The organism is Neogemmobacter tilapiae (genome assembly GCF_014652215.1).
GTDB classification, from domain to species: Bacteria; Pseudomonadota; Alphaproteobacteria; order Rhodobacterales; family Rhodobacteraceae; genus Neogemmobacter; species Neogemmobacter tilapiae.
The window spans coordinates 90,268-109,867 of the sequence record NZ_BMYJ01000001.1; the positions used below are offsets into that span (position 1 = coordinate 90,268).

At 59.8% G+C, this 19,600-nt stretch carries 19 protein-coding genes and 1 tRNA gene; 13 read left to right on the forward strand and 7 right to left on the reverse strand.

Annotation, left to right across the window (positions count from 1 at the left end):
* Positions 1-9: 9 nt before the first annotated feature.
* From IE095_RS00495 to IE095_RS00505, 3 genes are all read left to right on the forward strand, one after another.
* Positions 10-1,230, forward strand: a complete 1,221-nt coding sequence (locus tag IE095_RS00495; protein WP_189409431.1) for a cysteine desulfurase — start codon at positions 10-12, stop codon at positions 1,228-1,230.
* Between the two features lie 46 nt (positions 1,231-1,276).
* Positions 1,277-1,353 (forward strand) — tRNA-Arg (locus IE095_RS00500).
* Positions 1,354-1,424: 71 nt separating this feature from the next.
* The gene (locus tag IE095_RS00505; protein ID WP_189409433.1) at positions 1,425-3,755 is read left to right on the forward strand and encodes a M10 family metallopeptidase C-terminal domain-containing protein; all 2,331 of its coding nucleotides are present in this window, start codon (positions 1,425-1,427) and stop codon (positions 3,753-3,755) included.
* A gap of 3 nt (positions 3,756-3,758) precedes the next feature.
* Here IE095_RS00505 and kdsA read toward each other — a convergent pair whose 3' ends face one another.
* The 4 genes from kdsA to IE095_RS00525 form a co-directional block, all read right to left on the reverse strand.
* Positions 3,759-4,589 carry a 3-deoxy-8-phosphooctulonate synthase gene (kdsA, locus tag IE095_RS00510; protein ID WP_189409435.1) on the reverse strand — a complete coding sequence of 277 codons (831 nt, stop codon included), beginning with the start codon at positions 4,587-4,589 and terminating at the stop codon, positions 3,759-3,761.
* 8 nt (positions 4,590-4,597) lie between these two features.
* Entirely contained in the window at positions 4,598-6,280 is a 1,683-nt protein-coding gene (locus tag IE095_RS00515; protein ID WP_229804377.1) for a KpsE/RkpR family capsule polysaccharide export protein, read from the reverse strand.
* Positions 6,270-6,923, reverse strand: coding sequence for an ABC transporter ATP-binding protein (locus IE095_RS00520; RefSeq protein WP_189409439.1), 654 nt, complete (start codon positions 6,921-6,923; stop codon positions 6,270-6,272). The genes IE095_RS00515 and IE095_RS00520 overlap by 11 nt, the downstream gene beginning before the upstream one ends.
* A 126-nt stretch (positions 6,924-7,049) precedes the next feature.
* Complete coding sequence (locus IE095_RS00525) at positions 7,050-8,270, reverse strand: Na+/H+ antiporter NhaA (protein ID WP_189409441.1); 1,221 nt, start codon at positions 8,268-8,270, stop codon at positions 7,050-7,052.
* Positions 8,271-8,443: 173 nt separating this feature from the next.
* Here IE095_RS00525 and IE095_RS00530 point away from each other — a divergent pair, with 173 nt between their 5' ends.
* The 4 genes from IE095_RS00530 to IE095_RS00545 all read left to right on the forward strand — a co-directional run bounded on the left by IE095_RS00530 (position 8,444) and on the right by IE095_RS00545 (position 10,738).
* Positions 8,444-9,223, forward strand: a complete 780-nt coding sequence (locus IE095_RS00530; protein WP_189409442.1) for an SseB family protein — start codon at positions 8,444-8,446, stop codon at positions 9,221-9,223.
* A 149-nt stretch (positions 9,224-9,372) separates the two neighbouring features.
* Positions 9,373-9,837 (forward strand): 50S ribosomal protein L13, encoded by a 465-nt coding sequence (rplM, locus tag IE095_RS00535; RefSeq protein ID WP_189409444.1) that lies wholly within the window; start codon positions 9,373-9,375, stop codon positions 9,835-9,837.
* A 2-nt stretch (positions 9,838-9,839) separates the two neighbouring features.
* On the forward strand, positions 9,840-10,334 hold the full coding sequence (gene rpsI / locus IE095_RS00540) for a 30S ribosomal protein S9 (protein ID WP_189409446.1): 495 nt from the start codon (positions 9,840-9,842) through the stop codon (positions 10,332-10,334).
* Positions 10,335-10,402: 68 nt separating this feature from the next.
* Positions 10,403-10,738, forward strand: a complete 336-nt coding sequence (locus IE095_RS00545; protein ID WP_189409448.1) for a hypothetical protein — start codon at positions 10,403-10,405, stop codon at positions 10,736-10,738.
* A 51-nt stretch (positions 10,739-10,789) separates the two neighbouring features.
* Here IE095_RS00545 and IE095_RS00550 read toward each other — a convergent pair whose 3' ends face one another.
* On the reverse strand, positions 10,790-10,993 hold the full coding sequence (locus IE095_RS00550; protein ID WP_189409450.1) for a DUF1127 domain-containing protein: 204 nt from the start codon (positions 10,991-10,993) through the stop codon (positions 10,790-10,792).
* 88 nt (positions 10,994-11,081) lie between these two features.
* On the opposite strand from IE095_RS00550, the gene IE095_RS00555 reads away from it, so the two are divergent.
* The 5 genes from IE095_RS00555 to IE095_RS00575 all read left to right on the forward strand — a co-directional run bounded on the left by IE095_RS00555 (position 11,082) and on the right by IE095_RS00575 (position 15,866).
* The gene (locus tag IE095_RS00555; RefSeq protein ID WP_229804378.1) at positions 11,082-12,485 is read left to right on the forward strand and encodes an aminotransferase-like domain-containing protein; all 1,404 of its coding nucleotides are present in this window, start codon (positions 11,082-11,084) and stop codon (positions 12,483-12,485) included.
* 195 nt (positions 12,486-12,680) lie between these two features.
* Positions 12,681-12,887 carry a hypothetical protein gene (locus IE095_RS00560; RefSeq protein WP_189409453.1) on the forward strand — a complete coding sequence of 69 codons (207 nt, stop codon included), beginning with the start codon at positions 12,681-12,683 and terminating at the stop codon, positions 12,885-12,887.
* A 191-nt stretch (positions 12,888-13,078) separates the two neighbouring features.
* A complete protein-coding gene (locus IE095_RS00565) occupies positions 13,079-13,963 on the forward strand; it encodes an ABC transporter permease (RefSeq protein ID WP_189409455.1) in 885 nt (294 codons plus the stop codon).
* A complete protein-coding gene (locus IE095_RS00570; RefSeq protein ID WP_189409457.1) occupies positions 13,960-14,766 on the forward strand; it encodes an ABC transporter permease in 807 nt (268 codons plus the stop codon). The genes IE095_RS00565 and IE095_RS00570 overlap by 4 nt, the downstream gene beginning before the upstream one ends.
* A gap of 29 nt (positions 14,767-14,795) precedes the next feature.
* Positions 14,796-15,866, forward strand: a complete 1,071-nt coding sequence (locus tag IE095_RS00575) for an ABC transporter ATP-binding protein (RefSeq protein WP_189410108.1) — start codon at positions 14,796-14,798, stop codon at positions 15,864-15,866.
* Here IE095_RS00575 and IE095_RS00580 read toward each other — a convergent pair whose 3' ends face one another.
* Positions 15,867-16,883 carry a GlxA family transcriptional regulator gene (locus IE095_RS00580; protein WP_189409459.1) on the reverse strand — a complete coding sequence of 339 codons (1,017 nt, stop codon included), beginning with the start codon at positions 16,881-16,883 and terminating at the stop codon, positions 15,867-15,869.
* Between the two features lie 141 nt (positions 16,884-17,024).
* Between IE095_RS00580 and IE095_RS00585 the strand changes: the two genes are divergently transcribed.
* Positions 17,025-18,395: a class II 3-deoxy-7-phosphoheptulonate synthase gene (locus tag IE095_RS00585; protein ID WP_189409460.1), complete on the forward strand. Its 1,371-nt coding sequence runs from the start codon at positions 17,025-17,027 to the stop codon at positions 18,393-18,395.
* A gap of 66 nt (positions 18,396-18,461) precedes the next feature.
* On the opposite strand, the gene mnmA is transcribed toward IE095_RS00585, so the two are convergent.
* The gene (gene mnmA / locus IE095_RS00590) at positions 18,462-19,598 is read right to left on the reverse strand and encodes a tRNA 2-thiouridine(34) synthase MnmA (protein WP_189409463.1); all 1,137 of its coding nucleotides are present in this window, start codon (positions 19,596-19,598) and stop codon (positions 18,462-18,464) included.
* Positions 19,599-19,600 lie beyond the last annotated feature (2 nt).

Consider the following 19,600-nt stretch of genomic DNA (forward strand, 5'->3'; position numbering starts at 1 on the left):
AGTTGAAAAATGTATGATGTCACGCAGATCCGTGCCGATTTCCCCATTCTGTCGCGGCAGGTGAATGGCAAGCCGCTGGTCTATCTGGACAATGGCGCCTCGGCCCAAAAGCCGCAGGTGGTGATTGATGCGATGACGCAGGCCTATTCGATGGAATATGCCAATGTTCACCGGGGTTTGCACTATCTTTCAAACCTTGCGACCGACAAGTATGAGGCCGTTCGCCAGACCGTCGCGCGTTTTCTGAATGCGGGTTCGGAGCATGAGATCGTCTTTACCACAGGTTCGACCGAGGCGATCAATCTGGTGTCTTATGCTTGGGCCGCGCCGCGTTTGCAGGCGGGGGATGAGATCGTTCTGTCGGTGATGGAGCATCACGCGAATATCGTGCCTTGGCATTTCCTGCGGGAACGCCAGGGCGTGGTGCTGAAATGGGTCGAGGTGGACGCCAAGGGCGATCTGGACCCGCAGGCGGTGCTGGATGCCATCGGGCCGCGCACCAAGCTGGTGGCCGTGACGCATATGTCGAACGTGCTGGGCACGGTGGTGGATGTGGCGGCGATCTGCCGGGGGGCGCGGGAAAAGGGCGTGCCGGTGCTGGTGGATGGGTCGCAAGCGGCGGTGCATATGCCGGTGGATGTGCAGGCCTTGGGCTGCGATTTCTATGCGGTGACGGGGCATAAGCTGTATGGGCCCAGCGGGTCGGGGGCGATCTATATAAGGGCCGAACGGCAGGCCGAGATGCGGCCCTTTCTGGGTGGCGGTGATATGATCCGCGAAGTGTCGCGCGACCGGATCACTTGGGCCGATCCGCCGATGAAGTTTGAGGCGGGGACGCCGGGGATCGTGCAGCAAATCGGGCTGGGCGTGGCGATTGACTATATGATGGGCCTTGGGATGGAGAATATCGCGGCCCATGAACAGGCGATCCGCGATTATGCGCGCAGCCGTCTGGCCGGGTTGAACTGGCTGAATGTGCAGGGGAATTCGGACACGAAGGGCGCGATCTTTTCCTTTACCCTGCAAGGCAGTGCCCATCCGCATGACCTTTCGACCGTGCTGGACAAGCGCGGCATTGCCGTGCGGGCGGGCACGCATTGCGCGATGCCGTTGATGGAACATATGGGCATCACGGCCTCTTGCCGGGCCTCGTTCGGGCTTTACAACACGGTGGAAGAGGTGGACGCGCTGGTTTCGGCGCTGGAATTTTGCCACGAACTTTTCGGCTGATTTCCCGTTGCAACCCGCCCGGCTTTGCCCTATCTGGGCAGGCGAAGCACCCGTAGCTCAGCTGGATAGAGCGCTGCCCTCCGAAGGCAGAGGCCACACGTTCGAATCGTGTCGGGTGCGCCAAATCTTTCATGATTAACCTCGCGGTAACCCTTCGCTGTTAGGGCTGGTTTAACCAGTTCGGGGCGCGGGTTATGACGACGGGATATGGCGGCACGATCATTCTGGGGCCCGAGGCGGGGGCTGGTTTTGGCAGTCGGGTGGCCGCGATCGGTGACATCAACGGCGACGGGCATCAGGATTTCGCCGTCTCGGTACCGACAGCCAGTGACGGCTATGCCGAGACACCGGGTTTGCTGGCCACGGGGCAAATCTTTGTCTTCTACGGTGGCAATGGCGATCTGGCGCGACAGATCGATTTGGCCTTTGCAGGCGGGCTGCCTCCCGACGGACAAATCTTTACGGCTATACAAGGCGATATCGCCAATGCGGGTATCGGTGGCGTCGTCGCTGCCGCCGGTGACGTCGATGGGGACGGGCTTGACGATCTTCTGATCGGAGCATCCGATTACGGTGGAACTGGCGCGACCCGACAGGGATACATCCTCTATGGTCACTCTGGTGGGTGGGGCGACGTGGTATCGGCGGCAGCACTGCAACCGGGACAGGCCACCAAACTGATCCTGCCAGAAGGGGTGGGCGGCGATTTCACCTTGGCCGGTTTGGGCGATATCAACGGCGATGGGTATCGAGACATTTTGGTCGGAGATCCCGCCGGCACGCAGGTGCATGTCTTGTTTGGCGACGGTGCACGTCACCCTGACAGTCTTAACCTGCTGGTAAGCCCCTTTTCTGGCAATGATGTTTATCAGAATGCGACGGGCGGTTTTGCTGTTGGCGATCTCAACAAGGACGGGCTGGCCGATCTGGGTCTGCGGACGACGGCGGGCTTGATCGTCGTCTTTGGTGCGGCCGCGATGGGCGGTCGGACCAAAGACGCGCAAGGTCTGCCAATGGGGGCAGGCTTGGGTTTCAACGTCCCTTTGGCAGAACTGACGCGGGTCGAGCGGCTGTTTGACATCAATGGCGACGGGGTCGACGATCTGCTGATCGAAGGGCGCGAAGATAGTCTTTCGGCGCAAACCACCAGTTTCGTGTTGTTTGGCAGGACGACCGGTTTCGCAAACAGCGTGGATCTGGCGGCGCTGGATGTCAGCCAAGGTTTCCGGATGGAGGGGGCGGGCGTCAGCCTTGCCGCCGGAGGGTATGGTGACGCGAATGGCGACGGTCTGCGGGATTTTTTGGTGGCAGGCGGCGACCGGGTCGATCTGGTTTTCGGTCAGGCGCAGGGTTCGGCCGCAAGTCTTAATCTGGCGAACCTCGACGGCAATCGGGGTTACATCATCGAAGGTCTGGTTGGCGATCAGGCGGGTGGCGGTCAACTTGCGGATGTCAATGGCGATGGTTTCGCGGATCTCATACTCGGACTGCCGGGCCGCGAAGGGGCCGCGATTGTCTATGGCGGGCCGCGGCGGATGGCCGCCTTGGATGCCGCGGACGGCATATTGGATGGGGTGCTGCATTTGGCGCAAATTGGGTCGCTGCTGACCTTTACCGAACCGGACCCTGTGCCCGTGGGCGGTGGAAACGCGGGCCATGCCGCACCGACCGCCCTGAACGACACTTTGTTGGGCACCGCGGGGGACGATCTTGTCGATCTCTTGTCTGGCCACGACAGTTATGCTGGCTTTGCCGGCGATGATACCGTCCAGGGCGGCGCGGGTCGGGATTCCATTTTTGGTGATACCGGAAATGACAGCTTGCAGGGCGGCAGCGATGCCGATCTGCTGTCAGGTTCCACCGGCGACGATTGGCTGGATGGCGGCGCAGGCAATGATACCCTTGAAGGCGGTATGGGGGATGACACCTTTGTTGTGGACGGCCTGGGCGACGTCCTTTTGGAAATTGTTGGTGGCGGTCACGATACGGTCATTTCCGATGTGGACTGGATTCTGGATGCCGGGTTTGAGCAACTGCGACTGGTCGGCAGTATTGCCCGGTCGGCGGAAGGCAACGTTGATGACAACCGTCTTCAGGGAAACGATATTGGCAATATGCTCAAAGGGTTTCGTGGACGAGACACGCTGTGGGGCAATGATGGTGCCGACACGCTGGTCGGTGGCGGCGGGCGCGATATCCTGTATGGGGGACAAGATCTTTTCGCTGATCGGTTCGTTTTCCAGACGCCCAAAGACAGCCGTGCCAGTCATATGCGTGATGTCGTGCATGACTTCACAAAATTGGTGGACGAGATTGATTTGCGGTTGATCGACGCCAACATCCGAAAGGATGGCGACCAGAAATTTGTCTATTCTGGCGCCAAGCCTCAAGCCTTTTCGGTCTGGTGGGCCGATGTGGGTCGTGACATCTTGCTGCTCGCCGATGTGAACGGCGACAAGAAGGCTGATCTGGAAATCCGCATCACCAAAATGGCCAACTTTGCCAACAATGATCTGCTGCTTTAGCCATCAAATTCGGATTGGATTGGCCTTGGCCAAGTGGTCAAAATCCATCAGACTGTGTACCAAGGCACCCATCTGATCCAGTCGGATCATGTTCGGTCCGTCCGACGGCGCATTGTCTGGATCCTGATGCGTTTCAATGAACACACCGGCAATGCCCAGCGACACGGCGGCCCTCGCCATGACCGGCGCGAACTCTCGCTGCCCGCCGGATGATCCACCCTGACCACCCGGTTGCTGGACCGCATGGGTGGCATCCATCACCACAGGCCAGCCGGTCTTTGCCAAAATTGGCAAGCTGCGCATGTCGGTGACAAGCGTGTTGTAACCAAAGCTGACCCCCCGTTCCGTCAAAAGGATATTCTCGTTGCCGGTCGAGGCCACCTTGTCGGCCACATTCGCCATATCCCAAGGGGCCAGAAATTGCCCTTTCTTGATGTTGATCACGGCCCCTGTCTGCCCCGCCGCCAGCAAAAGATCAGTTTGTCGGCAAAGAAAAGCTGGAATTTGGATCACATCAGCCACTTCCGCCGCCGCTTTGGCTTGTTCGATGTCATGAACATCCGTCAGCACTGGCAGACCCATCGACCTGATTTTGGCCAGGACTTGCAGCCCGGCCTCCATTCCCAGGCCGCGCCGCCCCTTCAGGCTGGTGCGGTTGGCTTTGTCATAGCTGGCCTTGAACACGTATTGCGCCCCGGCGGCTTTGCAGACTTCGGCCATATGCCCGGCGATCATCTGCGCATGATCCAAGCTTTCTAGCTGGCAGGGACCAGCAATAACGAGCAAAGGCTGATCATTGCCGACCGTCAGGCCGCCGATGTTTACGTTTTTCATTGCCAACTCTATCCTGAAACTTGCTCCCGCAGGATGTCTACGGTCATTGCCAACATCAGGTAGATACCCGCAAAAATTAGAAGCGCAACCAGCGTGTTCTCAAAAGCGCGTGGATAGGCCGCGGCGTCTGGTTGGATCGGGTGGACGGAAACCGACAGATAGCGGGTCTGGCGGTTCGCCTCCACTCGCGCTGTCTCCATCGACTCTACGGCCTGCGTCACCAGAAGTTCCCGCCGGCGCACTTCCGCCTCGGCCATCAAAAGTTCGCCCTTGATTTTGGCCAAAGACTGCGCATCCGCTGTGCCCTCCGTCAACTTGGCGCGCAAATCATCAATCTGGTTTTGTAGCGTCACGATCCTTTGCTTGATCGGCTCAACCCGCGCTTCATTCGGGGTAGGGTTTGACAGCATCTGCGCCAAAGAAAGCCGTTCGGTTGTCATTTGGGTTTCCAGTTGACCAATCTGTGCGGTGATCAACTGCACCTCGATATCCGACGAAAGCACACTCAATCCCTCTTGCAGATCGACAAGACGACGCTGGGCTTCCACCAGTTTTCCTTCGGCATCAGCATAGCTATCCTGTGCCCCCTGCATCTGATCGCCGCGCATCCGCTGGGTGAGTTCGTCGACCTGCTCTTCCGCATAGCTGATCAGCGCCTCGTTAAATTGAACCGCCGTCGCTGGGTCAGTGGCCATCACCTCCATCTTGATGATGCCTTCGGTCGAGTCATAGGAAATGCGCACCTTGTTTTGATAGACTTTGTAGGCGGCCTCCATGCTGGCACCGGGCTGCAAACGCTGCAATTCGTCAACGCTTGGCGCGCTGAAATGTTCGATGAAGTCTAAATCCTCGTCCAGCCGCAGCATCGCCTCACGGGATTGCAAAAACCCCTGAACCGCGATCGAATCTTGTTGGGTTGCCATCGGGCTGCCGCGCAGCAGACCTCCCATGCCACCGGCCATGACGTTTTCTGACTGTTGAATCACGAATTCGGATTTTGCCGAATACAGCGGTGTCGCCACGACATAAAAGTAGTAGCCGGCGATGACAGCGGGTAGCATCACAAAGACAAACAAGCGCGCCATCAGCAAAGCGGATTTGCGACGACGGCGACGACTGATGTCGCGCTGAATCTGCATCAAATCCGACAGGTGCGCTTGCTCGGCACGCTGTTCGGTGCTGGGAAGAGAAACGGGGCGAATGGTTGTCGGTAGGCGCACGCCGTCCGATGGAACGGGTCGCGCTGGGATCTCATTTTCAACGGCAGGCTGGGCTTCGGCCTTGAGTTCGGCGGTCGGATGAACCAATTCGAGCAGGCGCCCGCGCTGGAATGGATCAATGCCCGCAAGGCGCAGCAGACGCACCGCGTCAAAATCAGAAGTTGGGTTCATGCCGCGCCGTGACGCCAGACGACGGGCCAGACGCAGTTGGCGACTGCTTAGCCCTTCGGCCTTGATGGCGTCGATGTCGACCGGCCCCTTAGCCCCTCGCTTGGGCGCGTCAGATGGCGTCGCGGTCCCGCGGGCCGTTTCAAAACGCTGTTCGCCAAAGCCGTCGTCGAAGTTGTCAAACAATCCGTTCGAACCGGGTTGCGTCGCGGCTGCCCCGGGGGAGAGCGACTCTTCGGCCGCCTGCGCCACTTTGTCCGCAGAGACCGTCCGTGTGCGATAGCGGCTGACACTAAGCTTCATAGGCATACAAGCGCTTGGCTTCCTCAAGATTGTCGAACATGTAAAGCTGTCCATGCCGCAAAACGGCGGCCGAGCGGCAAAATTTTTCCAGAGTCCTGGGTTGATGTGACACCACAATCACCGTGGCCCCGCGCAGACGGTCGCGCAAGACGTTGCCCGCCTTGCGATTGAATTCAACGTCGTTCGTGGCGGGCATACCTTCGTCGATCAGATAGATGTCAAATTCCAACGCCAGAAGCAGCGAAAGACTGAACCGCGACCGCATTCCGGCCGAGTAAAGGCCAACTGGGCGGTCGAAGTACTCCTCAAGCCCACAAAGCCAACGTGAGAAAGCCTCGACATAATCGGGATCAAGGCCGTAAAGCTTGGCGATGTAACGGGCGTTTTCATTGGCAGTCAGGCGGCTGATAACACCGCCCATAAAGCCAAGCGGAAAGGAAATACGGCTGGTTCGGACGATCCGACCCTCATCCGGTTGTTCAAGGCCCGCCATCATATTGATGATCGTGGTTTTTCCGGCACCATTCGGGGCAAGAATCCCCAGGGAATTGCCCAGCTCGACCCGAAAGGACGCGCGGTCGAGGATCACCTTGCGGCGAACCCCGGTCCAGAACGACTTGCTGACCCCTTCGAATTCGATCATGCCCGGCCTTGCAACTGCTTTATGTTCCCGTTGCGTTCCGAAACGCTTCTACTCTGCCCGACTTAACCAATAGTGACCATCCGCGCCAGTTTGAAGGCAAAGATGGGGCCGCACGGGGATGTGATCCTAGCGTTTGCGGCGGGTTGATCGGAGAATGCGGCCAAGAAAGATCGCGAAAATACCCATCAAAAGCGATAGCGCCAATCCGAAACGGGCGGCTTCCTGCAAATAGCCGCCGGGCAGGCTTCCATCCATGGTCAGGGTGGGAAGCGTAAACCCCATGCCGCAAAGCAATGCGATAAACCCCAAATGGCGACGTCGCAAATTGGGCGGCAGGCGATAGCCCAAACGCGGGGCCACGATCAGCGCGCCCGCAAGAATGCCCAAGGGTTTGCCAAACCACAAAGCGCCCAGAACAGCCAAACTGACGGGGGCAAACGCGGCTAGGTCGATGCCACCATGCGTAAAACCAAAAAGCGCCATCGTCACGACCAAGGGCCAGACCAAGGCATGGGCAATGCGGTTCAGCGGATCATGCAGCAGTTCTTCGGCCTCGGCGAACATGCCAAAAGCATGGTTCGCATGGGGAATTAGCGGCAGAATCGGCAATAAGCCCAAGGCGGGCGGTAGGCCGCTTGCGGCGACACCCAACCAGCTTGCAAACATGGCCAGCAGATAGGGCCAAAGCCGCAACGCGCGCTGCCGTTCCAATTCGCTCTGTGGATGGTTGCGGTGTCTTGCGGCAAAGACCCAAACCGCCCAAGCGGCAAGCAACGGCAAAACCAGCCAAAGCAGACGCGGTGCCAAGTCGACTGTTGCCAATCCGAAAACCAAAAGCCCGCCAATATCCATCACGATCGTGAGCAGCAGCAGAACATGCAGCGCGGGGCTGTTGGGACGAAACAGCAAGCGGCCAAACATATAGGTCAGTACCACGTCACTGCCCAGCGTAAGGGTCCAGCCGGTTGTGGCGTCAATCCCTTCTTCCATCGGCCAAAGACTGTTCAAAACCACCCAGACAAGCGCCGCCCCGATCATCCCACCGAGACCACCCAGAATTGGGATTCCCCCGCGTTTGCGTCGCATGGCGCCACGTTCCAAACGCAGTGCTTCCCACAATTCCTTGGCCAGATAGAACAGAAAAAGCGGCATCAAGGCAAAGGCCACAAAATGACGCAGGGTGTAGATTGCGTCGCTGCGGCCCGATAGGCCACGCAGCGAAAGCACGCGATATTCGACGATGTCGTAATAGCTGGCCGGGTCGATGTTCAGCCAAATTGACGCAAGAAGGCTGCCCGAAATCAGGGCCCAAGCGAAATGCTGCAAAAAACTTGAAACGCGATACATGATCCTGACCGGGTAGGGGTTCCCTGTCGGTCAAAGCATAGCTTTCAGGGGGAAGGGGGGCAATGCTGCGGCTGCGGCAGGCGGCAGACTGTTGCCCGGGTGCCGATCTCTGGGCTTGCGGTCCGCTTTGTGGAGGACTACCGCGGTTTTGACGAAACGGGGCGGAGGCGCGCATGACCAGCAACATCGATCTCGCCTTTCAGGCGATGCTGGCAGCTGATGAGGATGCGGCAAGACTGTCTTATTATGGCGCCGTCGCCGACACCGAATGGTATCTGCTTTTGGCATCAGAGGCCGAGGGGCAGAATCTTTCGCCCAAGGTTTTTGACCTGGCCGAAGGCTCGGTGGTTCTGGCATTTGATAGCGAAGAACGCCTTGTCGAATTCACCGGTGGCCTGTCAGACTATGCCGCGCTCCCCGGTCGGGTGATTGCCGCGCAGTTGGCAGGGCAGGGGATCGGCCTGGGGCTGAACCTTGGGGCCCCCAGCCAGTTCATCCTGCCGCCCGAGGCGATGGAATGGCTGGCTGACCTACTTACCCAGGCCCCCCAGGATGCCGCCGATGCGCCGCGCCGTTTTCATGGGCCGGGGGCATTGCCGCCTGCTCTGATCGCCCAACTGGGCCAAAAGATCGCGGGTTTCCACGGCCTGACGACTGGCGCATGGCTGGCGGGCGTTGAGTATGCCAGCGGTCGCAAGGGGCATCTTCTGGCCTTTGTCGGGGCGGCCGAGGCTGCCGAACCGGCCCTTGCCCGCGCGGCCCAAGAGGCGCTGGTGTTTTCCGGCGTCGAGGCGGGCGAGATGGATGTCACCTTTGTTGCCCCCGATGCGCCGGTTCTTGCGCAGTTTGTGCGCGTCGGGATGCAGTTTCCGGTGCTGGCACCCAAAGCCGCCGAAGTCCTTGCACCGAAGGCCCCCGGCATGGACCCGGACAAGCCGCCCCGGCTGAAATGATTGGGGTATATTAATACCCCATCGTTAATGTATTGTTTTTAAATGGATAAAACTTCTGTAGATGCCTTGACTTGATCGCCTGGTCAGAGGATATACCCCCATCCGAGATTCCGGGGGGAAACCCTCGCCCTATCTGATGGTTCAAACCGATGAAAACCTTTACCGCAACGCCTGCGGACATCGACAAGAAATGGATCCTGATCGACGCCGAAGGCGTTGTTCTGGGCCGTCTTGCGACGATCGTGGCGAATGTCCTTCGGGGCAAGAACAAGCCGACATTCACGCCGCACATGGATATGGGCGACAATGTCATCGTCATCAACGCCGACAAGGTGCAGATGACCGGCAACAAGCGTGACGACAAGCGTTACTACTGGCACACGAACCACCCGGGCGGGATCAAGTTCCGCACGGCGCGTCAGGTGCTGGAAGGCAATCACCCCGAGCGCGTGGTGATCAAAGCGGTTGAGCGGATGATCACCCGCAACAGCCTGGGCGCACAGCAGATGTCGAACCTGCGGGTTTATGCCGGTGCTGCGCACCCGCATGAAGCCCAGCAGCCCACCGTCCTTGACGTCAAGGCGATGAATCCCAAGAACACGCGGAGCGCCTGATCATGGCTGATATCAAATCCCTCGACGATCTGAAATCTGCCGTTTCGGGCACCGCTGCGGCCCCGGCTGAAATCGCTGTTGCTGCACCGCGCGTCGCTGTTCGTGACTCGCTGGGCCGTTCCTATGCCACCGGCAAGCGGAAGGATGCGGTCGCCCGCGTCTGGATCAAGCCGGGTTCGGGCAAGGTTGTGGTCAATGGCAAGACGATGGGCGAATACTTTGCTCGTCCGGTGTTGCAGATGATCCTGCGTCAGCCCTTCACCATCGCGGGTGTTGAAGGCCAGTTCGACGTGTTCGCCACCGTGGCCGGTGGTGGTCTGTCGGGCCAAGCGGGTGCCGTGAAGCATGGCATTTCCAAAGCCCTGCAACTGTATGAACCCACCCTGCGCGGTGCGCTGAAAGCGGCAGGCTTCCTGACCCGCGACAGCCGTGTTGTCGAACGGAAGAAATACGGCAAGGCCAAAGCCCGCCGCAGCTTCCAGTTCTCCAAGCGCTGATCTGGTTGGACAGTTTTCGAAAGGGCCCGCGATTTGCGGGCCCTTTTGGTTTGTGGCGGGGACTGAGATTGTCAAGCTTCGATCATGCGGCGGGTTATGCAGTGCGACGCGAGCTTTTCAGAATGTTACCGGGGATGGCGATGGAAATTGATGACAAACTCTATAGTGCCATAGAGGCAGCATACATCAAGAGTGCGGAAGCCGTCGAATGGGCCTATGTGCACTGGGCGCTCGACGCTGGACTCGAGAGTGCTTTGCGTGATGCGATGGGTGAAGACGTATCGGAATCGGTGATCGACCTCTTGGAGGCAGTGGAAGCGCTTCTAAGCGACGGTAGGGGGCCACCGAATCCGAAGCTGGCCTTGCGTGCAAAGGATCATGGTCCAGAGGATGTATCCACCTAAATAAAAATTGGGCCGGGAAACCCGGCCCAGTCAGGGGAACCTCTGGTGGGATCAGTCCCGCCAGAAAGGTTTGGCGCATTCTGCATGGGCGTCATTCTGGTTCAGACCGATGTCGCGCAGAAGATGGGGGTCAAGGCGTTTCAGGGCGCCCCGCGTCTGTTGGCGGGCGGCCCAGGCCGTGACAACCTTCGACACGCGGGCGCCTTCCAGCGCTCGGAAGACGAGGCGAAGGGGTTGCGTGAAGACGGTGGTCATGGCTTTCTCCTTTGTGTTGATACAATCTTGCAATTCCGATAAAGAGAAGATACATTATGTCAGTGATACCCGCCAGAGAAGTTTTGTGATGAATACAATCTGGAAACCTGATTTGGCACAATTTGACGGGCCAAAGTTCTTGGCCCTGTCCCGCGCCCTGCGACAGGCGATACAATCTGGCGAATTGTCCCCCGGCCACAAACTGCCGCCGGTGCGGGATCTGGCCTATGATCTGGGCATCACCCCCGGCACCGTCGCCCGCGCCTATCAGGTGGCGACGCAAGAGGGGCTGTTGTCGGCGACGGTCGGGCGCGGCACCTTTGTCGCCGCCGCAAGCCCGCGCCTTGGGCCGACGCAGCCCCTGTATATGGACATGGGCCATTTGAAAGGGCAGGGAAATTTCCTTGATCTGCGCGCGCCAGTGGTGCCGGATGTCGGGCAGGCGGCGGTGTTCAGTGAGATTCTGGCCGAAATGTCGGCCAAGATGCAGGGCGAATGGTTTGACTATACCAGCCAGCGGGATGAGGCCCCCTTGCGGGCCGAGGTGGTGAAATGGCTGTCCTACCGGATGTTGGGTTCGGTGACACCCGAGGACATTGCACTGACACAAGGCGGACAATCCGCGATCCTGACCATCCTATTGTGTTGCTTGCGGGGCGACCGCCCGGTGGTGCTGACCGAAGAACTGGCCTATCCCGGTTTCCGCCATGCCGCCCGTCTGGCGCGCGCCGATGTCATTGGCGTGGAAATGGACGATCAAGGCATCATCCCCGAGGCGCTGGAAGCGGTTTGTCGCAAGACGCGGGCGCAGGTTCTGTGCCTGACGGTGGTGGCCCAGAACCCCACAGCGGCGCGGATGGGGGCGGAACGCCGCGCTGCGATTGCTGAGATTGCCCGGCGACATGATCTGCAAGTGATCGAGGACAATTGCTATGCGACACCCGAACATGATCTGCCGGCGATGCGCGCCCTGATCCCAGAACGCTGCTGGTATATTGGGGGTTTTGCCAAGACGATTTCGGCGGCGCTGCGCTTTGGCTATATCGTCTGCCCCACCGGCATGGGCGAAACCGCGCGCCTGACGGCGCAGCATTCGTTTTTCGCCCTGTCGCGCCCGTTGCACCAGATGGTGCTGGCCCTGCTTCAATCGGGCGAGGCCCACCGTATTCGCAAAGCGGTGGGGGCGGCGCTGGCGGAACGCGCCCATGCCTTGGTCAACCATCTGGGCGCGCATGATCTGGGCTGGCAGCCGGGGCTGCCGTTTATGTGGGTGCGCCTGCCTTCGGGGTGGCGGGCCTCGACCTTTGCGCGCATGGCCGAAGGGCAGGGGGTTTTGCTGCGCTCTGCTGATGAATATGCGCTGATCCACGGCCGCGCGCCCCATGCGGTTCGGCTGGCGGTGAACGGCAGTCTGTCGATTGCGGCGATTGAAGAGGCGGGCGACCGGCTTGCCAGCCTGCTGCGTAGCCCGCCCGGCGAAAGCTATGTCTGACTGTTGCACGGCGGACTCAATCGCGGGGCTCAATCTGCGGGGGCGATGCACTAAACGATTGACCGATTTGGAATAATCGGATCAACCTGCCATCAGAGGCAAAAATGCCCAATCGAGCAGTGAAAATAAAAGGGCCCAAAAATGGGACATCAGGCAGCGTTTCACGCGCCCCATGGGGGCGCGGACTTTTTGGCAATGCGCAAGAATCGCGCCGGGGCGACCGAGATCGTCTATGACGACGGCGTGGCGCGCCGCATGGTTTGGCGTGTGGATGGTCAGCAGGTGAACGAAGAACGGCTTTCTGATGCGCTTCGTGCCTCGGTCTGCGCTTTGCGGGTGGTGCCGACCCTGTATGAGGAATTGCGCAAGCGGGCCATTGCCGTTGAAAAGGTCATGGGCTAACGCGCCTTTCGCCCAAAAAATGATCAAATCCGATCCCCTTGTTCTGCAAGGGGATTTTTCGGTTTGCTGCAACTGAAACAATCATTTCTGCCGGGCGGCGGGGCTTTGCCCTCTTTTCAGACCCGCTTTTCCATGCCACAAAACTGGGAAAGAAAAGCCTTCAGGGGGGCGACAATCATGGGAAAAGCACGATGAGTGGCTCGGCCTGGGAACGTTTCCGCCGGTCAGAGGCGGCATCGGGCTATCTGTTGGTCAGCCCCCCGGCCATCTATGTGATGCTGCTTTTGGCGGCGCCCATGGCGACGGTGTTGTTCTTTTCCTTTCTGACCTCGACCGGGGGGAGTGTATCGACCCCCTTTACCTTGCAGAACTATGCCGAGGTCTGGTCGGGCCGGATTTATCAGGCGATCATGATGCGTTCGCTTTGGGTGTCGATGTCGGTGACTTTGGTTACGGTTCTGCTGGCCTATCCCATCGCCTATTTCATCAGCTTTAACGTCAGCCCGTCGAAAAAGTCGCTTTGGCTGTTCCTGATCACCATTCCCTTCTGGACCTCTTATGTGATCCGCGTTTCGCTGTGGCGGGTGATCTTGGGCTATGACGGCATCGTCGACAGCACGCTGATGAGCGTGGGACTGGCCTCAGAACCCGTGAACATCCTGTCGAACGGGGTTTTGTCCATCGTGATTACCCTTGCCCATGCCTATGCGCCCTTTGCGATCCTGCCGATCTTTGTCAGCCTGGAAAAGGTGGACCGTTCCCTGCTGGAGGCCGGGCAGGATCTGGGCGAAAGCCGGTTCGTGACCTTCCTGCGCGTGACTTTGCCGCTGACCATGCCGGGGGTGATTGCCGCGGTGCTGATCGTCTTTATCCCGACGGTGGGCGATTACATCACGCCAGAGCTGATTGGCGGCGGCAAGGTGCCGATGATTGCCAATGTGATTGAAAGCCAGATGCTGAAACAACGCGATCAGGCGATGGGCTCGGCCCTGGCCATGACGGTGATGCTGATCGTTGCCGCGGTCAGTGTGGCCTTTGTGCTGCTGAACCGCCGTTTCCTGGGGGCCCGCAAATGAAATTCCCCATCCTGCGCAGCTATGCCATTATCTATCTGCTGTTCCTTTACGCGCCGATCATCCTGCTGCCGATCTTTGCCTTTAACGACAGCAAGATCGTGGCTTTTCCGCTGTCAGGCTTTACCACGGAATGGTTTGGTCAGATGTGGGCTGACAGCCAATTGCGCATTGCGGCCAAGAACAGCCTGACGATTGCCGTTGTCACGGCGACGCTCTCAACGATCCTTGGCATCTTTGCCGCCCGGGCTTCGGTTCGATATGACTGGAAGGGCAAGGGGCCGATCATAGGCTTGATCACGCTGCCGCTGGTGCTGCCCGAGATGATCGTTGCGATGGCGCTTTTGACGGTGCTTTTGTCGATGGGCATTTCCCTGTCGATCTGGACGATCATTCTGGGCCATGTGCTGGTTTGCACGCCTTTTGCCGTGGTTATCCTGACCGCCGCTTTCCAGTCGTTGGACCGGTCGTTGGAAGAAGCGGCCTATGACTTGGGCGAGTCTGCGGCGTCAACCTTTCGGTTGATCATCCTGCCCTTGGTCATGCCCGGCATTCTGTCGTCGTTCCTGATCTGCTTTACCATCAGCATCGATGAATTCATCATCGCGAACTTCTTAGGTTCGGGGCAACCGATCCTGTCGGTCTATATCTTCGGCAACTTCCGTTTCCCTGCCCGTGTGCCGTCGATGATGGCCTTGGGAACGGTGCTGGTGCTTTTGTCGATCACGCTGCTGATCATTGCTGAATATTTCCGCCGCCGTGGCATCGCCAAGACGGGTGGCAAGGATACCGGAGGCTTCCTGTGACCAATACCGCGACCACCGACCGCCCGGACATGATCGAATTCCGTGATGTCCACAAATATTACGGCGATTATCACGCCCTGCGCGGCATCACGGCCACCATCAAGGCGGGCGAGTTCTTTTCGCTGCTGGGACCATCGGGCTGCGGCAAGACGACGCTTTTGCGCACCATTGCGGGGTTTGAAAGCATCTCGTCGGGTGTTGTGCTGATTGACGGCAAGAATATGGAAGGGGTTGCGGCGAACGTGCGGCCCACGAATATGGTGTTCCAGTCTTACGCCATTTTCCCGCATCTGAGCGTGGAGGAAAACGTCGGCTTTGGCCTGCGGCGTGACCCGATGAGCAAGGCCGACAAGGCGAAAGCTGTGGCCGAGGCTTTGGAGATGGTCGGGCTGAAGGGCTACGGCAAGCGGGCGGCCCATGCGCTGTCGGGCGGGCAGCGGCAGCGGGTGGCCTTGGCACGGGCGCTGATCTTAAAGCCGAAGGTGCTGTTGCTGGACGAGCCGCTGTCGGCCTTGGACAAGAAGATGCGGGAACAGATGCAGGTGGAGTTGATCCGGCTGCAACGGCAGGTGGGGATCACGTTCATTCTGGTGACGCATGATCAGGAAGAAGCCCTGGTCATGTCTGACCGGATCGCCGTGATGTTTGAGGGCCAGATTGCGCAGCTGGCGGACCCGGAAACGCTGTATCGCAGGCCAAACAGCCGGAAGGTGGCCGATTTCATCGGGACGATGAACTTTATGCCCGCCAAGATCCTGTCAGAAAACGGCAAGGTCGAGGTGGAGGCGATGGGCTTTGGCCGCGTCGAACTGGATGCGAGCCAAGTGATGGGTTCGGGTTCCGGTGAGGTTTCGGTGGGGCTGCGGCCGGAAACCCTGACCATCCTGTTCGAGGGGCAGACCGCGACCGACCGCGAAAGCATGGCGACCGTAGAAGAGGTCGTCTATTACGGCGACATGACCTATTACGATCTGCGTCTGGATGGGGCCGATCATCCGGTGCGGATTTCGATGCGCAACGTCTTTGGCCGCCCGGTGCTGGACATTGGCGCGCGGACGCGTGTGGCCTGGTCGCCGGGGGCTTTGGTGCTGTTCCGCTAATTAGATCGACAACCGCACGCCCGGCATCCCGCCCTGACTGCCCCGCTCACGGTAGGGCGTCGTGTTGTATTGCGACCGATAGCACTTGGAAAAATGCGACGGGCTGGCAAAGCCGCAGACCAGCGCCACGTTGATCACGCTCATATCTGTCTGCATCAGCAGATTTCGTGCCTTTTGCAGGCGGATTTCCATGTAATAGCGTTTCGGGCTGCGGTTCAGGTAGCGTCGGAACAGCCGCTCCAACTGCCGTGTCGACATGCCGACCTCTTCCGCCAGATCCGAGGGGCTGATCGGATCTTCGATATGCGCCTCCATCATCTGAATGACCTGCGACAGTTTCGGATGCCGCACGCCTATGCGGGTGGGGATCGACAGGCGCTGGCTGTCCTGATCGGTGCGGATCGAGGAATAGATCAGCTGATCGGCGACGGTGTTGGCCAGATCCTCCCCATGATCCGCCGCGATCAGTTTCAGCATCAAGTCGAGCGAGGCCGTGCCCCCCGCGCTGGTCATCCGGTTGCCGTCGATCACAAAGACCGATTTTTGCAGCTTCACCTCATCAAAATCCTCGGCGAAACCGTCCTGATTTTCCCAGTGGATCGTCGCTTTCTTGCCGTCCAGCAGACCAGCCTTGGCCAAGGCCCAAGCCCCGGTGCAAAGCCCGCCCATGATGGCCCCGCGCCGCGCCTCACGCCGCAGCCAGCCGACAACGCCCCGCGTGGCGGCCTGTGGCGCATCCAATCCGCCGCAAACCAGCACTGTATCGTCGCGGTTGACCTCCTCCAGCCCCATATCCAGCGTAAAACTGGCCCCATTGGAACTGTGGGCCAAACCGCCCTTGCCGGGCTCGCCCGCCAGTGCCCAGGAATAAAGCCGCTCACCGGCGACATAATTGGCAATGCGCAGCGGTTCGATGGCGCTGGAAAAGGACAAAAGCGTGAACTTGTCCAGAAGCAGAAAGACGAAACGCCGTGGATGCGATTCTTCGGGCAGGCGGGTGGCGCGTGGCGAGGCCATGTTGCGACCTATTTGTGTCGGTTATGGGCTACCTTTGCACCTTATCTGCACATCTGCAAGGGCCAGCCTGCGCTTTCGCCCTTTGCAGATGCGGCACGAATCCCCTATAGAACGCAGATTAACCTGATCGGAGAATGACCCATGACCAAGGGATGGACAAAAGCTGACTGGCGCGCAAAGCCCCGGGTGCAGATGCCCGATTATCCGGATCAGCAGGCGCTTTATTCGGTCGAGGCGCAGCTTTCGAAATATCCGCCGCTGGTCTTTGCGGGCGAGGCGCGTCGGCTGAAGAAATCGCTGGCGGCGGCGTCTGAGGGCAAGGCCTTTCTGTTGCAGGGCGGCGATTGCGCCGAAAGCTTTGCCGAATTCAGCGCGGACAACATCCGCGACACCTTCCGCGTGCTGTTGCAGATGGCCGTTGTGCTGACCTATGGGGCGAAGGTTCCGGTGGTGAAAGTGGGCCGCGTGGCGGGGCAATTTGCCAAACCGCGTTCGGCGGCGATGGAAGTGATCAATGGCGTCGAACTGCCCAGCTACAAGGGCGACATCATCAATGGCTTTGATGCGACACCCGAGGCGCGGATCCCCGATCCGAACCGGATGCTGCAAGCCTATACCCAAGCGGCAGCCAGCTTGAACCTGCTGCGCGCGTTTTCGACGGGCGGCTATGCCGATATTCACCGGGTTCATTCTTGGACCCTTGGCTTTGCCGAACATGACAAGGCAGAACGCTACCGCGAACTGTCGAACCGGATCAGCGACGCGCTGGACTTCATGGCGGCGGCCGGGGTCGATGGCGACACGGCGCATCAGCTTGCGGCGGTCGACTTCTACACCAGCCACGAGGCGCTGCTGCTGGAATATGAAGAGGCGCTTTGCCGGGTCGATTCTGTGACCGGCCTGCCGGTCGCGGGTTCGGGTCATATGCTTTGGATCGGTGACCGCACGCGGCAGCCGGACGGGGCGCATGTCGAATTCTGCCGCGGGGTGCAGAATCCCATTGGTCTGAAATGCGGGCCGACGACGACCGCCGAAGATCTGAAAGTGCTGATGGCGAAACTGAACCCGGAAAACGAGGCCGGGCGACTGACCCTGATCGCGCGTTTCGGGGCGGGCAAGGTGGGCGACCATCTGCCGCGCCTGATCCAGACGGTGCAAGAAGAAGGCGCCAAGGTGCTGTGGTCCTGCGACCCGATGCATGGCAACACGATCAAGGCGGCCTCGGGATATAAGACGCGGCCGTTTGACTCGGTCCTGCGCGAGGTGCGCGAATTCTTTGCGATCCATGCCGCCGAAGGCACGGTTCCGGGGGGCGTGCATTTCGAAATGACCGGGCAGGACGTGACCGAATGCACCGGCGGTCTGCGGGCTGTGACGGATGAGGATCTGTCCGACCGTTACCACACCGCCTGCGACCCGCGCCTGAACGCGAGCCAGGCGTTGGAGCTGGCTTTCCTCGTGTCCGAGGAGCTGACAGCGCAACGTCAAGCCGGTCGCCGCGCCGCGATGTAAGGGGACCAACCCGTAGAATGAAAAAGGCGGCCCTAGGGCCGCCTTTTGTTTGGCTTGTGGTCGCGTTCAATATCCCCGCCAGACCCATCCGCCGCCCAGAACGCGGCTGCTGTCGGGCTGATAGAACACGCAGGCCTGCCCCGCCGACACCCCATCTTCGGGCGACAGCAGTTCCACCGTCGCCTCATGCGCCGAAATCGGCCGCAGGATGGCGGCGCGCGGCGGGCGCGTCGAGCGCACCTTCACCTCGATATGCCATTCCGCCTTTGAGGTCAGATCGACGTCGCCCAGCCAGTTGATCTCGCGCAGGGGCACCATCCGCGTCGAAAGCGCCTCTTTCGGACCGACCACCACACGCTTCATATCCGCATCCAGCCGCACCACATAGATCGGTGTCTCCAGCCCCCCGATGCCCAGCCCTTTGCGCTGGCCGATGGTGTAATGGATCACCCCGTTGTGCTGGCCCAGAACATTGCCTTCCAAATCGACAATCTCGCCCGGCTCGGCGGCCCCAGGCCGCAGTTTTTCGATCACCGCTGCGTAATTCCCGTTGGGCACAAAACAAATGTCCTGGCTGTCCGGCTTATCCGCCACGGGCAGCCCGTATTTCGCAGCCAAGGCCCGCGTTTCCGCTTTGGAACCCAGATGGCCCAGCGGAAAGCGCAGAAAGTCCAGCTGATCTTGCGTTGTCGAGAACAGGAAATAGCTTTGATCCCTGACCGCATCCGCCGCCCGGTGCAGTTCGGCCCGTCCGCCCATTTTCCGCTGAATATAATGCCCCGTCGCCATGCAATCAGCGTCCAGATCCCGCGCTGTCGCCAGCAGATCCTTGAACTTCACCCGTTCGTTGCAACGGATACAGGGCACCGGCGTCGCCCCTGCAAGATAGGCATCCGCGAATTCCTCGATCACCGCTTCACGGAAGGTGTTTTCATAGTCCAGCACGTAGTGCGGAAAGCCCATCGCCTCGGCCACCCGCCGCGCGTCATGGATATCCCGGCCCGCGCAGCAGGCGCCCTTTTTCGCCAGCGCCGCCCCGTGGTCATACAATTGCAGCGTCACACCCACCACGTCATAGCCCTGCGCCTTTAGCTCCGCTGCCACGACAGAGCTGTCCACGCCGCCCGACATGGCCACGACCACGCGGGTTTCCGAAGGAGGTTTGGGTAAGCCCAACGAGTTGAGCGGGTGATCAAAGGCCATGA